This window comes from Chryseobacterium sp. YR221 (genome assembly GCF_900176315.1).
Taxonomy (GTDB): domain Bacteria; phylum Bacteroidota; class Bacteroidia; order Flavobacteriales; family Weeksellaceae; genus Chryseobacterium; species Chryseobacterium rhizosphaerae.
Genome location: NZ_FWXM01000001.1, coordinates 1083978 through 1097985, shown reverse-complemented (window position 1 = coordinate 1097985; position 14008 = coordinate 1083978). Strand labels below are relative to the sequence as shown.

Below are 14008 nucleotides of genomic sequence, written 5' to 3'. Positions count from 1 at the left end.
TACAAAAATGATGAGTATAGAGCAGATCATGGTGAAAAAGATGGGAATCATTTATAGTAGAAACTTTATTTTTCCGAAGTTTGTACTGCTATTTCAATAATCAAACAGATAGTTGCCCCCTTTTATGATGGAAGTAAAAATACAGTCATATCGTACCTCGGGTTTCCCTGGAGAATTTTCCACTGAAAATTATACGGTTGTTTTATGGAAAGGTACCGGTGTTTATGCTGTAGATGATATCAATTACTCCCATAAAGGCTATACTATTTTATTTCTTTCGCCCTACCAAAAACTGAAAATGGCTTCAGAATCCGATGAAGAGGTTTCTGTGCTTCTCTTTCATGGGGATTACTACTGTATAGAATATCATAAAGAAGAAGTGGCCTGTAATGGGCTTCTATTCAATAATATTTACCTGAATCCGGGGATAGAGCTGATGAAAGAGAACTATGAGTATATTCTGGAACTTTTTAATCATGTTAAAAAAGAAAATTCTGAAAATCATCAGTTTTCAAAATCGATTATCAAAACATATATACAGCTTATTCTTGCCATCGGCAGCAAACAGAAAAATACAGTCAGCAACGGACCTGTTTCCAACGAAAAGCTCCCTAACAAAAATGCAGCAGCATTTCAGAAACTGCTGGAATCTTATTTCAGACATGAAAAGGAACTTTCATTTTACAGTGATCAACTTAATATTACCAACAATACTTTAAGCAAGGCTGTTAAGAAGGAATTTGCTAAAACACCCAGCCAGCTGATTAATGAAAGAATTATTCTGGAATCTAAAAAGCTTCTTCACCTGACCTATCGGTCTGTTAAGGAGATTGCTTCAGAACTGGGATTTACTGATGAGTTCTATTTCAGCAGGTATTTCAAAAAATCGGTAGGATGTTCACCCAAAAATTACAGGGAGAAAGTAGGGATCTCCATAGTGGCAAAAATGTCCATGTAATGTCCTCAAATATCTATTCCCGGGAGGTTTGTATCTGAATACTTTTGTAAGAAAAAGTAAATCATATGCAGAACAACAAATTATCCGCTTACTTATCAAAGCTGGACGCTTATTCTTTTAATTTTCTGAGAATTTCAATATTCATCGTGATGGCTTGGATTGGTGGGCTTAAGGCATTCCATTACGAGGCAGACGGTATTGTTCCCTTTGTTGCCAACAGCCCTTTAATGAGTTTTTTCTATAAAAATGCAGGAAATAAAGTCCTTAATGAAGATCGAAAAGTGGTTTCAGAATACACCTTGTATAAAAATCCGGAAGGGAAAACAGTACAGAAAAATATAGAATGGCATACGCAAAATGGGACTTATATATTCTCATATGGTCTGGGAACAATGATTGTAGTGATTGGGAGCTTGGTACTGCTTGGAATCTGGTTTCCTGGAATAGGAGCCTGGGGTGGGGGACTGACCTTTCTGATGTCTCTGGTGACTCTTTCATTTTTAGGGACTACTCCTGAGGCCTATGTTCCTAATCTTGGCGGAGATTTTCCAACCCCTCAATACGGATTTCCTTATCTGTCGGGAGCAGGTCGTTTGGTACTGAAAGATATCATCATGATGGCAGCAGGACTTCTATTGTTTTCTGACAGTTTAAAAAAGGTGGTTAAAGCATCAGATGATAAGAACTCAATATTGGGATAGGGGCCTGAGAATCTTTTGACTAAAGTGAGACCTGACGCCTGAGCCGTTTCTTTAACCTGTGAAAGTGGAATTAACGAAAATTTATTATCTTAAAGTTGATTCTAAATTTCTGTATTTCTTAAAAAAACACGACATTTGTACGCTTAAAACTGTACGACTATAGTCGTGCAAAATTCAAATAAATTTTTGAAAATATACTCAGATGAAACCATTAAGGGGGCACCTGACTTTAGAAAAAATAAAATTATCAGATGAAAATATCAAACAACTGGCTGAGAGACTTTGTAAAAACGGAATTAAAAACTGAAAGAATCGGTGAGTTTCTTACAGATATAGGTCTTGAAGTTGAAGGGATAGATAAATTTGAAAGTGTAAAAGGCAGTCTGGAAGGAATTGTTGTAGGGAAAGTGTTAACCTGCGAAAAACATCCGAATGCTGATAAACTAAACAAAACTACAGTAGATGTAGGAAACGGAAAAGTATTGAACATTGTTTGTGGGGCTCCTAATGTAGCAGCAGGACAAACAGTGCCGGTAGCTGTAGTAGGGACTAAAATCTATGATAAAACCGGAAACTTTTTTGAAATCAAAGAAGCAAAGATCAGAGGAGAGGTTTCTCAGGGGATGATCTGTGCAGAAGATGAGCTTGGCCTTAGTGAGGATCACGGAGGGATCATGGTGTTGGATGAAACAAAATATGAAGTAGGGAAGAACTTTGCAGACTATTTTGAGCTTGCTAATGATGAAGTTTTCGAAATCGGTTTAACACCGAACAGAACGGATGCCATGTCTCACTACGGGGTGGCAAGAGATCTTCATGCTTATCTTTCTACAAATCAGTTGAAATCTCAGTTTAATAAAGTTGCTTCTGAAGCTTTAAATAACGAAGGGACAAATGATTTCAGTCTGGTCATTGAGGATGCAGAATTATGTCCAAGATATATCGGAGCGGTAATTGAAGATGTAAAAGTAGAAGAATCTCCGGCTTGGTTAAAAGACAGATTAAAAGCCATCGGATTAAGCCCGATCAATAATGTTGTAGATATTACAAATTATATTCTTCATGGATATGGGCAGCCGCTTCACGCATTTGATGCCGATAAAATTGCCGATAAAAAGGTGAAAGTAGGAGTGGTAAAAGAAGGAACAAAATTCACCACATTAGATGGAGTGGAAAGAACCCTGAACGGTACCGAAATCATGATCAAAGATGGTAAAGACACCCCTATGTGTATTGCCGGTGTTTTTGGTGGTGCTACTTCAGGAGTATCTGATGCTACCAAAACCATATTCCTTGAAAGTGCATATTTCAACCCAATTGCGGTAAGAAAAGGTGCAAAACTACACAGTTTAAATACCGATGCTTCTTTCAGATTTGAAAGAGGAGTAGACCCTAATATTACAAGAACAGCAATCACTCATGCCATAAAATTAATTCAGGAATTAGCAGGAGGAAAATTAGCAGGTGATTTGTTGGAAGAATATCCTAAGAAAATTGAGGACAGCTATGTGATCCTGAGATTCTCTAAAATTGAACAGATTTTAGGAACAAAAATACACAGAGAGAAAGTAAAAGAAATCTTAAAAGCGTTGGAAATTCAGGTTTTAAATGAAATTCCTAATGGTTTTGAAATCTCAGTACCTGCGTACAGAGCTGATGTAACCAGAGAGATTGATGTTATTGAAGAGATTTTAAGAATCTATGGATATAATAAAATTGATGCTCCGCAAAAAATTTCGTTCACACCTGTTAAATTAAGTGCAAACGATCAGGATGAGCTGGAAAACAGCTGGGCAAGAACTTTACAGAGCCTAGGTTTCAACGAAGTAATGAACAATTCATTGACTTCTGTAAAAGATGAAACTGATGCTGTAAAGCTGTTGAATCCTTTAAGCGGTGATTTGGCATTCATGAGAAAGTCCCTATTGGAAGGGCTTCTTGAAAATGCTGTTTACAACATCAATAGAAAAAATCAGGATATTAAGTTCTTTGAATTCGGAAAGATCTACCATAAAAAAGATAAATACGAAGAGAGAAAGCAATTGGCAATCCTGGTAACGGGAAGAGATGTTGCAGAAAACTGGTTACAGCCTAAATCTGCCGTAAGTTTCTATAACCTTAAGGCATATGTAAAAGTTTTATTGGAAAGACTTGCAGTCAGCTATAAAGAAATACCTTTAACTGATGAAAGATTCTCTGATGCTTTAGCGTATGAAGCAGATGGTAAAACTTTAGTAAGAATTGGAAAAGTAGCGCCTGCATTGTTGAAAGATTCAGATATTGATCAGGAGTGTTTCTATGCTGAAATTGAACTGGAATGGGCTCAGGAATTACGTTCCAAGAATGAGCTGAAGTTCCAAGATATTCCAAAATTCAATAAGATCAGAAGAGACCTTGCTTTACTGATTGACAAGCATGTAAACTATGAGGATTTATACCAGACAGCAAGAAAGAATAAGTCTCCGTTTATTAAAGGGATTAATCTATTCGACGTTTATGAAGGTAAAAACCTTCCTGAAGGTAAAAAATCCTATGCAATGAGTTTTGAGCTTTTAAATGAAGCAAAAACACTGGAAGAAAAAGAAATTGCAGAAGTAATGGATTCTTTAATCAAATCTTTCCAGAAAGAATTCAATGCTGAACTGAGATCTTAATCGTAAAAAAACGATATTTGATATAAAACAGAAACGGACTTTTTAAAGTCCGTTTTTTTGTTTTATCCGATTTTCAGGACGACTTATAAATATTTCCTTCCCGCTTTATCTTTGAGTCTTGTCATTCTCCAGAAATCTTAACCGTATTGGTATGAAGAATGGCTTTGATTTTCCAGTAATAGCCAATATTATTGTAACTAAAATATCTCAGATATCAACTGTTAATGAATAATAAAATTAACCGTATCCCGTTTAAATAATATAAAATCCGTAAATTTGATTAATTCAAAAAGAAAAAAATGAAAAATCTTTTTTTAAGTATATGTACAGCAGCAGTATTGGCATCATGTGGAACCATGACCAGCCCTTCCGCTTCTAAAGTAGGAAAAGCCCAGCCGGCTCTTGCCAATACAAAATGGACATTGGCTGATAATGTAAAAGGTAAAATTCCAACACTGAATATTGAAGGAGAAAAGATCACAGGGAATGCAGGTTGTAATAACTATTTTGGAACAGCTACAGTAGATCCGTCTTCAGGAGGTTTCACTGCAGGCCAAATGGGATCTACAAAAATGATGTGTGCCAACATCAGCGTGGAGCAGAACTTTATGGATATGATGGCAAAAGCAAACAAATATGTAATTTCAGGAAATACCTTAGAATTGTATAAAGACAATCTTTTATTATTGAAATTCAATAAAACGGAATAAAAAAACAAAAGGAACTCAATTGAGTTCCTTTTTTATGTTTAGATTGTTATTAATCTTCCTCTTCTTCGTCGTACTTAGCCAACTCTTCATCGCACCATTTGAATGCTGCTTCTACCACTTTCGTAGCCTCGTCTGCCATAGTTTCTTCATCGTCACCCTCAAGATCATCTAACCACTCAACTTCTTCTTCCTCAACGTTTAAGATAAATCTTGGATATTCTGTGTGAACTACGAATAAATCTTCTGGAAATTCCGAATTATCTGCTAATAAAAACTTTGGTAATTTCATTTTTTTAATGTTTTAACTGGTTCAAAGATAAATAAAATTATTGACTTAAAATTATTTCAAAAACATTTTTGAAACTTTTTCGGCTTTTTTACTTTCAGAATAATCGTAGAAGCCTTCCCCTGATTTTACGCCCAGTTTCCCTGCTGTTACCATGTTTACAAGCAATGGGTTTGGAGCGTATTTAGGATTTTTGAAACCATCATACATGACATTCAGGATCGCAAGGCATACATCAAGCCCAATGAAGTCTGCCAATTGAAGTGGACCCATAGGATGTGCCATACCTAATTTCATTACCGTATCAATTTCTTCTACTCCGGCTACTCCGTTGTAAAGAGTTTCAATAGACTCGTTAATCATAGGCATCAAAATTCTGTTGGCTACAAAACCGGGATAGTCATTCACTTCCACAGGAACTTTACCTAACGATTTACTCATTTCATAGATCGCATCAAAGGTTTCTTTAGATGTAGAATATCCTTTAATGATCTCTACCAGTTTCATAATAGGAACCGGGTTCATAAAGTGCATTCCAATAACTTTATCAGCTCTCTTGGTAGCTGCTGCAATTTTAGTGATGGAAATGGAAGAGGTGTTGGTAGCCAGGATACAGCCTGCAGGAGCCAGCTCATCCATCTGACCAAAGATCTTTAATTTCAGATCAAGGTTTTCAGTAGCCGCTTCTACCACAAGGTCAGCTGCTCCTACCGCATCATTAAGTGCTGTAAAAGTACTGATGTTTCCTAATGTTTCCGCTTTTTGCTCCTCAGTAAGGTTTCCCTTTGCAATTATTCTGTCAAGATTCGTAGTAATGGTTTTTAATCCTCTGTCTAAAGCTTCCTGAGATACATCTACCAGGTTTACTTTAAAACCGCTTTGTGCGAAAGTATGTGCAATACCATTTCCCATGGTTCCTGCTCCTATAACTACAATGTTTTTGATCATTTTCCTTTATTTTTTATAGATAGTTAGATTTTTAGTATTGATGTCTTGTTGCTTTACTGTGATTTCTGAATTAAAATTTACAAGACCATTGTCTTTTTGTTCCCTTCTGTTGTTTTGATTGGAAACGGTAGCCATAAGGCCTCTTATAAGACGGCTCTTTTGGTTGACACTAAGATAATCGGTACCTACGTACACATTAAATTCACCTTCTCTTCCCATACCATTCTGTATCAATATTTCCAGAGATTTTATCTGATTTTTTTTCTTAAACTCTTTGAGATAGCTGATGACAGGTTTCTCGGAAGGTGGGCCACAGCAGACACTCGCATAGCCGATTTGCAGATAGTTTTGATTCTTTTGAGAATAAAAGAATGTGAAACAAAATAGGGCTGCTGTTAGTATTATTTTTTTCATGTTAAATTGACTCTAAAAATAAGCTTAAAATTTTATTTATTAAAATAATCCCAAACCTCCTTTGAAATGTCCGAGATCATTTTGCAGTTTACGGCATCTGTTTCCATTGAATTGCTGACAAATACGGCAATTGCATAATGTTTGCCATTGGGCAAAGTGATGATTCCAATTTCGTTTTCAGCACCGGTTAAGCCGTCTTTATTTTTTCCGGAAGCTCCCGTTTTCCTGGCTACAGGAGTATTTTTGGGAAGCTGCTCAACCATTTTGTTTAATCCGGTTGAAGTCGAAAGCATCACCTTCATCAGATAATCCGTAGATTTTTTTGATAATAGTTTTCCGTCATAAAACTTTTTCAGAACATCCACTGCCGAATTGGGAGTACTGTAATTTTCGTACTGAACATTCCAGTTCTGATGCATTTCCGCTTCGTTATACTTGATCTGAAAACCCTTTATCCCCTTTGAATCCATGAATTTTTGAACAGTTTGGGGGCCGCCCAATAATTTCAACATGATATCACAGCCATTATTATCACTTCTGGCCACTGTAAGCTCAAGAATTTCACTTAAAGGCACTTCAATATTCCCATTAGGGTACTTATCGCGAAGTGGAGACCACGTGTCTTCCAGTAAATTTGATGAATCCAGTAAAACTTTCTGATTCAGCGAAAGTTTTCCCTGATCTACATAATTCAAAATAGCTGCTGCGATGTGAAATTTGAAAACACTCTGCATCGGAAATTTTTGATCTCCATATTTACTATACCTGAATTTATTGTCAAAATCAAGAACAGAAACTCCCACCGTGGCATTTTTACCCTGGGTGACAGCGTTTATTTTTTGTCCCAATATTGATTTTTGTGCTGATATAAATGCCGAAATAAAGAGAAAAACAAATGCTATTTTCTTCATAATAATAGAATTAAAAAGATCCCTTTTAAAAAACTAAAAGGGATCTGCAATTTAAGATAATTATTGCTATTTTATTTCAAAATAATTCAGATTGGCGCCACCGTTTTCGAAGAATATCCTGATTTTGTTTTCTCCTTTCAGAAGGGGGATATTTTTTACAGATACCGTTTTCCAGTTTTCTTTTCCTCCACTGGAATCTAAAGACACAGAAGCCAGTAGCTTTCCTGAAGCGGTTTCAATTTTTATGTTAGAATTGCTTTCAGCAGCATATCGGATGCTAAAAGTATAATTTTTGTCAGCTTTTGATGCAACTGTATACTGAAGCCATTCTCCGGATTCTGTTTTACCTACATAATACTGATTTGTGATCGCATCAGTACACTTATAGAGATCTACACCATCATTTCTCATCTGCTGGCCGGAATTCCATTCTGATCTTTTGGCTGGATCACTTACCCAGAGATTGATAAAGTCCTTATCCAGATAAGCAGCTCCCATTCTTCCCAAATCATAATCTGAAGCGAAAATTCTTCCCGGAATCAGGTGATTCTTAAACGGTTTTGTAGATGGATCGGTTACCTGTCTGAACATGGCATCAATGACATCATTTTTAATTTCGGTATTGCTCAACTTATAATTCTCGGCAATCTGCATTAATGCCTTTTTAGCATAGTCTTTAGACGGTTTTTCACCTCCGTTTTTCCAATACTCCAATAGTTTTTCATATTCAGGAGTGGTTTTCACATTGGTGATTCCTGCAATATTATCTATCTTTTTCATGGGCCAGAAGGCATATCCGATATTATGTTTGTCCAAAAGCTGGATCAGTTCTGTAAACCAGACATTTGAATTTTCTCCGGTTTCCCCAAGCCAGATCGGCATATTGTATTTTTCTCTAAGATCTAAAGCAAATTTCAACGTTTGGCCATCATTATAGTTCCAGTACTTATGAAAGCTGAAAACCATATTGTCATCCCAGATGGGTGTCAATCCGTTATAATTGTTGCCCCAGCCATTTCCTTCAATAAAAATAATATGTTTCTTATCTACTTCCCGGATGGCAGTAGTGATATCTTTCTGCAGTTTCCAAAGCGGAGCGTTTGACATTTCGTCTGTTCCATTGGGATTTTTCCCCGTAAAGTTAATATTAGGCTCATTGATCAGATCGTAGCCCCCAATCCAGGGACTGTCCTTATACCGGTCAGCGAGTTTTTTCCAGAGAGCAATAGTTTTCTTCTGGTTTTCTTCATTTTCCCAAAGAGAGGGTTTGGATTTATCATTATCAGAAATATTGACATCGTTCCCCTGACCTCCAGGTGCCGCATGAAGATCAAGAATCAGGTATATCTTATTGGCTGCACACCATTGAAGAAGATCATCTGTCATTTTAAAACCCTCTTCCAGCCATGTATTTTTACCTTTTACAGGTTCTTTTTCAATAGGAAGTGTATACAGATTATAGTGCATCGGAAGACGTATCGAATTGAAACCTGCCTTTGCTAAAAAATCGATATCCTGCTTAGTAATTCCATTTTTCCAATAGGCTTTATAGAATTCATTCATACCATCCTCGCCAATGAGTTCGGCAATTTTTTCTTTTATTTTGTATTGAGGACCTGCAAAATCAGCTGTTTTCAGCATATACCCTTCCTGAAGCATCCAGCCGCCAGGGCCCAGCCCCCTCAGCTGAATATTTTCACCTTTATCATTAACGATTTTCTGCCCTGAGGTTTTTAATAATTGTGATGTCCCAAATTGAGACAATAATAAGGCGGAGAATAGAATGGTTTTTTTCATAGTAGTTTTTGATTTTAAGGAATATGTTAGAATTTAATCATAATAAATGGTGACATTAAAATAAGAGTTCACATTCAGTCCATTTATTTTGCCGGAAATCCATTGAGTCTGTAAAACAAAATCTTTTAATTGTTTGTTGAATTGTTTTTCAAATATATTGTTTTTTTTGTTTTGAAAATGACTTTTTACTGATAAATCTTTAATTCCTCCGTTTTTAGTGATGATAAAAGAGCAGGAAGTGTAAGAGTCGAAATCATTGTTTTTACCAATATATTTTGCAGGGGAAGGGTAGCGTGAAAAATAATCTGTTTCAATTTTCTCAAATTGATGATCTGCTGTAGAATTAGGATAACGTGATACTTTGTCACAATGTTCATAAGAAAAAATTTCTTCAGGATGATTTTTTGCAAAATCTTGCTTTGCAATATACCGTAGAGAATCGATGAAATTTTTCCCGAACTTTTTCTCAATAAGCCTGTTCATCTCAATTTCTCCACAATTTTCATACCTCTCGTTAGAACTTGGGATACAGGTTATATGAAGTATTTTTGTTTTGATCTGATTTTGACTCAGACGTTGTATGAACTCTTGCTCGCCAAGATAGTCATAGCCCTGTCCGGAAAAAACACTCCATGTATAATTTTGATAATTGAATTGATTCTGAGCCTGCTTTTTTTGATCATTACAATCTATCTCGTAACCATTTTTCTTCTGATTACAAGATAGTATTGTAATAGCTGCTAATGTAAACAAAGCAGATTTTATCTTCATTCTTTAACTGATCAGTCTTACGATCTCTAAAGCGACTTTCAATGCCTCAGTTCCGTCCTCAAGAGAAACTTCCACATTTTTATCACCTGTAATAGCATCTGCAAAAGAATTTAATTCATCCAAAATGGCATTATTGGGTTCAATGTTGGGATATTCAAAAAGGATCTGATTTTTTTCTCCATCTGCATTTTCAATAATCATATCAAATGGAGTAGGGTTTTCAGGAGCATCTTTCATTCTGATGACTTCAGCTTTTTTCTCCAGAAAATCAACAGAGATATAAGCGTCTTTCTGGAAGAATCGGCTTTTTCTCATAGCTTTCATAGAAATTCTTGAAGTGGTAAGGTTGGCCACACATCCATTTTCAAATTCTATTCTGGCATTGGCGATATCCGGAGTCTTACTCACCACACAAACACCACTTGCATGGATGTTTTTTACCTTGGATTTTGCCATACTCAATAAGATATCCAAATCGTGGATCATAAGGTCCAAAACTACAGAAACATCCGTTCCTCGCGGATTAAACTCTGCCAGTCTGTGGATTTCAATAAACATCGGATTTTTGATATATTCTTTAGTGGCAATAAAAGCAGGATTGTATCTTTCAACATGTCCTACCTGTGCTTTAATGTTGTTTTCAAGACATAATCGTAAAATCTCTTCTGCCTGCTCAAGCGTTTGTGTAACAGGCTTTTCAATGAAGAAATGCAGTTTTTTTTCAATGGCTTTTAAAGCATAATCATAATGATAAACCGTTGGCGTAACAATGTCCAGCATATCGATCTGGCTCAGTAATTCCTCAAAATTTTCAAAATATTTATATCCGAATTCGGCCTCTATTTTTTTTCCGTTTTCAACATCTTTATCGTGGAAACCTACAAGCTCATATCTATCTGATTGATTAAGAAGTCTTAAATGTATTTTCCCCAAGTGTCCGGCACCTACCAAACCTGCTTTTAACATAGTTGTAATATATTTTTGTAAAGATAAGAAAGAAGTTAGATTGTAGAAGTCAGAAATTAGTTTTTTGTGGATAATTCTTTGTGGGAATCTCTGAAATCTAATTTCTAATTTATTACTTTTGTCAAATGCAGGATTCGTTTGTACATAAAGGAAAAAGAAAGATTTTAGTTGAATATCTTCAACGGAGAATTGGAATTTCAGATGAAAATGTACTCCGGGCAATGAGTGAAGTTCCGAGACACCTTTTTATCGAAAGCATTTTTGAAGATTTTGCCTATGAAGACCGGGCTTTCCCGATTCTGGCACATCAGACCATTTCGCACCCTTCAACGGTAGCGGAACAGTCGGAATTGCTACAGGTAAAAGCAGGAGAAAAAGTACTGGAAATAGGTACGGGATGCGGATATCAGACCGCCGTCTTACTGGCAATGAAGGCCCATGTATATACTGTGGAAAGACAAAAAGATCTTTTTGATTTCTCTAAAAAGAAACTAAGGGAGATGCACTTGTTTCCAAAATTTCAAAGCTTTGGTGATGGTTTTGCAGGACTTCCAACGTTTGCTCCTTTTGATAAAATCATTGTGACCTGTGGGGCATCAACCTTACCTACAGAATTGTTGAAACAATTGAATGTAGGGGGTAAAATGGTTATTCCTTTGGGACCAACAGACGAGCAGGTATTGTATAGATTTACAAAAATAGGACCTACTGAGTTTGAAAAAGAAGAATTTGGAGCTTATAAATTTGTTCCTATGCTGGGAAGCACCAATCAATAAGAGAAATGGAAGTAAGAGGAGATGTCTTACCCCTCAATTTTATACCATTTAATCAAATAAAAACGGACCTTAGTCCGTTTTTTTATGCAATACAATGCATCAAAATTTAAAATATTTTAACGCATTTCGGAATGAAAATTGGACTTCTTTAGAACCTAATCACTTAAATCTTATTATTATGGACACGAATAGATTCAAGGCATCACACGATTTCAGTAATCTTCAGAAAAACTTGCATAATAACCCGGGATATAGTGTAGAAAGCTATTCTCAGCAAGTAAAAGATTATATCAACGAGATGAAAGGTAAGAATCAGGAAGCAACCCAACAAGGTTTTATGTCTCACGCGCAGAAATCAGCAAAAGAAGTTTGGGAGGAGATTCAGGAGATGGCTTCAGAAGCCTGGGAGAAAAATAAGAACCATCCGGATCAAAAGAAATAATTTTTAATATTAAAGTTTGACCTTACTTGTAGCAGAGTGAGGTTTTTTATGTAAACTAATAAACGATATAATGAAAGTTTTTGTAAATAAAAGAATTCCTGAAATAGGGATCAAGCTACTGGAACAGGAAGGATTGGAGGTAGTATTTCCAAAAAATGAAGTCCTTTCTCATGAAGAATGGTTAAGCTATTGCCGGAACGCAGATGCACTCTTAAGCATAGGAAATGATTTTAAATATAATAGGGAATTTTTTGAAGCATGCCCCAATGTTAAAACAATAGCACTCTATTCGGTAGGGTTCGATCATGTGGACATCAAAGAAGCGACTCACAGGCATGTTCCTATAGGCAATACACCTGATGTGTTGAGCAGAGCTACTTCCGATGTCGCTTTTTTACTGATGCAGTCGGTAGCAAGAAGGGCAAGTTACAATTTTCAGAAAGTAAAAGAAGGAAAATGGCAAGGCTTTGATCCCTTACATGCTTTAGGACAGGAGCTGTATGGAAAAACTTTGGGAATCTTAGGATTAGGGAGGATAGGTTTTGAAATGGCTAAGAAATCTCAAAAAGCCTTTGATATGGAAATCATCTATCATAACCGCCACCGAAATGAAGAAGCGGAAAAAGAGTTGGGAGCAGCGTATGTTTCTTTTGAAGAACTCATTAAAAGATCTGATGTATTGAGTATTCATGCTAATTTTACTCCCGAACAGAAAGATCTTTTTAACAGTTCTGTTTTTGAAAAAATGAAGTCTAATGCTATTTTTATCAATACAGCAAGGGGAGGTTTCCAAAATGAAAAAGACCTGTACGAAGCACTGGCCTCAAAACAGATCTGGGGAGCCGGCTTAGATGTTACCAATCCCGAACCTATGTCTGAAAAGAATCCCCTTTTGGAACTTTCAAGTGTCTGCGTACTGCCACATATCGGTTCTGCCACTATAGAAGCCCGAAACGGAATGGCAAGGCTGGCTGCCGAAAATATTATTGCCTTTTCAAGAGGAGAAAAAATGCCACATTGTGCCAATCCTGAAGTTTATTCTGATACTATATAGCAACTTGGAATTATTTTTGTTCTTATGATGTAAACAATAAAACCTAAACATTATGGTACCTGAAAACAATATTAATGAACAGAATAAAAGGCTGGAAAGCATGGACTATGATCCCAACGAAGATATATTTAACAAGGAAAAACATATTTCGCTCGATGGAGACGGAAATCCTATATTAAATGAAGAGGACGATGATAAAATTGATAAAGGACTGGATATCCCCGGAGTTGAAGATGATGACGATATGGAAGAAATAGGAGCGGAAGATGAAGAAAATAACTATTGGAGTCTTAGTGATAATCAGGACGATCATGAAGAAGAAAACGATGATGTCTTAACTTAAGTTTTGAAACCCAAGATACTAACCTTACTGATTTTCAGTGAGGTTTTTTGTTGCCATGAATTTATTATTCTGAGTTATGGAACCACCCCGTCTTCCAAAATTCTGTAAATTTTGAAATCCACCCCTCCGGAGGAGGGGAATCTGAGTGTTTATTTCAATATGTGTAGCAGATATAGCTTGTCGTCTTAATTCCGGTAAGATTTTTTATTTTTATACTCAACACTTTGTTTTCCAGGAAAGAAATTCCCCTCCTTTGGAGGGGTGGCTTCGACTGAAA

15 protein-coding genes are annotated in these 14008 nt (G+C 36.2%); 8 read left to right on the top strand and 7 right to left on the bottom strand.

From position 1 onward, the window contains the following. Positions 1–124: 124 nt before the first annotated feature. The 4 genes from B8967_RS04955 (at position 125) to B8967_RS04940 (ending at position 5023) form a co-directional block, all read left to right on the top strand. Entirely contained in the window at positions 125–958 is an 834-nt protein-coding gene (locus B8967_RS04955) for an AraC family transcriptional regulator (protein WP_317043855.1), read from the top strand. Positions 959–1023: 65 nt separating this feature from the next. Beyond that, positions 1024–1659, top strand: a complete 636-nt coding sequence (locus B8967_RS04950; RefSeq protein ID WP_084084843.1) for a DUF417 family protein — start codon at positions 1024–1026, stop codon at positions 1657–1659. A 251-nt stretch (positions 1660–1910) separates the two neighbouring features. Further along, positions 1911–4313, top strand: coding sequence for a phenylalanine--tRNA ligase subunit beta (gene pheT / locus B8967_RS04945; protein WP_084084840.1), 2403 nt, complete (start codon positions 1911–1913; stop codon positions 4311–4313). A 299-nt stretch (positions 4314–4612) separates the two neighbouring features. Further along, positions 4613–5023, top strand: coding sequence for an META domain-containing protein (locus B8967_RS04940; protein WP_047486152.1), 411 nt, complete (start codon positions 4613–4615; stop codon positions 5021–5023). A 49-nt stretch (positions 5024–5072) separates the two neighbouring features. Here the strand turns inward: B8967_RS04940 and B8967_RS04935 are convergent, their stop codons facing one another. The 7 genes from B8967_RS04935 to B8967_RS04905 form a co-directional block, all read right to left on the bottom strand. Beyond that, complete coding sequence (locus B8967_RS04935; RefSeq protein ID WP_002977986.1) at positions 5073–5312, bottom strand: hypothetical protein; 240 nt, start codon at positions 5310–5312, stop codon at positions 5073–5075. Positions 5313–5363: 51 nt separating this feature from the next. Further along, entirely contained in the window at positions 5364–6254 is an 891-nt protein-coding gene (locus B8967_RS04930) for a 3-hydroxybutyryl-CoA dehydrogenase (protein WP_174772389.1), read from the bottom strand. Between the two features lie 9 nt (positions 6255–6263). Beyond that, entirely contained in the window at positions 6264–6671 is a 408-nt protein-coding gene (locus B8967_RS04925) for a hypothetical protein (protein WP_084084838.1), read from the bottom strand. 32 nt (positions 6672–6703) lie between these two features. Further along, a complete protein-coding gene (gene bla-A, locus B8967_RS04920; RefSeq protein ID WP_084084836.1) occupies positions 6704–7582 on the bottom strand; it encodes a CGA/CIA family class A beta-lactamase in 879 nt (292 codons plus the stop codon). A gap of 66 nt (positions 7583–7648) precedes the next feature. Next, on the bottom strand, positions 7649–9379 hold the full coding sequence (locus tag B8967_RS04915) for a cellulase family glycosylhydrolase (protein ID WP_084084834.1): 1731 nt from the start codon (positions 9377–9379) through the stop codon (positions 7649–7651). Positions 9380–9412: 33 nt separating this feature from the next. Continuing rightward, positions 9413–10150: a hypothetical protein gene (locus B8967_RS04910; RefSeq protein ID WP_084084831.1), complete on the bottom strand. Its 738-nt coding sequence runs from the start codon at positions 10148–10150 to the stop codon at positions 9413–9415. Between the two features lie 3 nt (positions 10151–10153). Further along, complete coding sequence (locus B8967_RS04905) at positions 10154–11116, bottom strand: Gfo/Idh/MocA family protein (protein WP_047486142.1); 963 nt, start codon at positions 11114–11116, stop codon at positions 10154–10156. A 125-nt stretch (positions 11117–11241) separates the two neighbouring features. Between B8967_RS04905 and B8967_RS04900 the strand changes: the two genes are divergently transcribed. The 4 genes from B8967_RS04900 (at position 11242) to B8967_RS04885 (ending at position 13731) form a co-directional block, all read left to right on the top strand. Then, entirely contained in the window at positions 11242–11892 is a 651-nt protein-coding gene (locus tag B8967_RS04900; protein WP_047486138.1) for a protein-L-isoaspartate(D-aspartate) O-methyltransferase, read from the top strand. 178 nt (positions 11893–12070) lie between these two features. After that, positions 12071–12334 (top strand): prevent-host-death protein, encoded by a 264-nt coding sequence (locus B8967_RS04895; RefSeq protein ID WP_084084955.1) that lies wholly within the window; start codon positions 12071–12073, stop codon positions 12332–12334. Positions 12335–12404: 70 nt separating this feature from the next. Continuing rightward, complete coding sequence (locus tag B8967_RS04890) at positions 12405–13388, top strand: 2-hydroxyacid dehydrogenase (RefSeq protein WP_084084829.1); 984 nt, start codon at positions 12405–12407, stop codon at positions 13386–13388. A gap of 52 nt (positions 13389–13440) precedes the next feature. Then, on the top strand, positions 13441–13731 hold the full coding sequence (locus B8967_RS04885) for a hypothetical protein (protein WP_084084827.1): 291 nt from the start codon (positions 13441–13443) through the stop codon (positions 13729–13731). Positions 13732–14008 lie beyond the last annotated feature (277 nt).

What these genes read in the sequence shown, in the direction of transcription:
- B8967_RS04955 (WP_317043855.1), top strand. Translation starts at nt 125, where the DNA reads ATGATGGAAGTAAAAATACAGTCATATCGTACCTCGGGTTTCCCTGGA.
- B8967_RS04950 (WP_084084843.1), top strand. Translation starts at nt 1,024, where the DNA reads ATGCAGAACAACAAATTATCCGCTTACTTATCAAAGCTGGACGCTTAT.
- pheT (WP_084084840.1), top strand. Translation starts at nt 1,911, where the DNA reads ATGAAAATATCAAACAACTGGCTGAGAGACTTTGTAAAAACGGAATTA.
- B8967_RS04940 (WP_047486152.1), top strand. Translation starts at nt 4,613, where the DNA reads ATGAAAAATCTTTTTTTAAGTATATGTACAGCAGCAGTATTGGCATCA.
- B8967_RS04935 (WP_002977986.1), bottom strand. Translation starts at nt 5,312, where the DNA reads ATGAAATTACCAAAGTTTTTATTAGCAGATAATTCGGAATTTCCAGAA.
- B8967_RS04925 (WP_084084838.1), bottom strand. Translation starts at nt 6,671, where the DNA reads ATGAAAAAAATAATACTAACAGCAGCCCTATTTTGTTTCACATTCTTT.
- bla-A (WP_084084836.1), bottom strand. Translation starts at nt 7,582, where the DNA reads ATGAAGAAAATAGCATTTGTTTTTCTCTTTATTTCGGCATTTATATCA.
- B8967_RS04915 (WP_084084834.1), bottom strand. Translation starts at nt 9,379, where the DNA reads ATGAAAAAAACCATTCTATTCTCCGCCTTATTATTGTCTCAATTTGGG.
- B8967_RS04910 (WP_084084831.1), bottom strand. Translation starts at nt 10,150, where the DNA reads ATGAAGATAAAATCTGCTTTGTTTACATTAGCAGCTATTACAATACTA.
- B8967_RS04905 (WP_047486142.1), bottom strand. Translation starts at nt 11,116, where the DNA reads ATGTTAAAAGCAGGTTTGGTAGGTGCCGGACACTTGGGGAAAATACAT.
- B8967_RS04900 (WP_047486138.1), top strand. Translation starts at nt 11,242, where the DNA reads ATGCAGGATTCGTTTGTACATAAAGGAAAAAGAAAGATTTTAGTTGAA.
- B8967_RS04895 (WP_084084955.1), top strand. Translation starts at nt 12,071, where the DNA reads ATGGACACGAATAGATTCAAGGCATCACACGATTTCAGTAATCTTCAG.
- B8967_RS04890 (WP_084084829.1), top strand. Translation starts at nt 12,405, where the DNA reads ATGAAAGTTTTTGTAAATAAAAGAATTCCTGAAATAGGGATCAAGCTA.
- B8967_RS04885 (WP_084084827.1), top strand. Translation starts at nt 13,441, where the DNA reads ATGGTACCTGAAAACAATATTAATGAACAGAATAAAAGGCTGGAAAGC.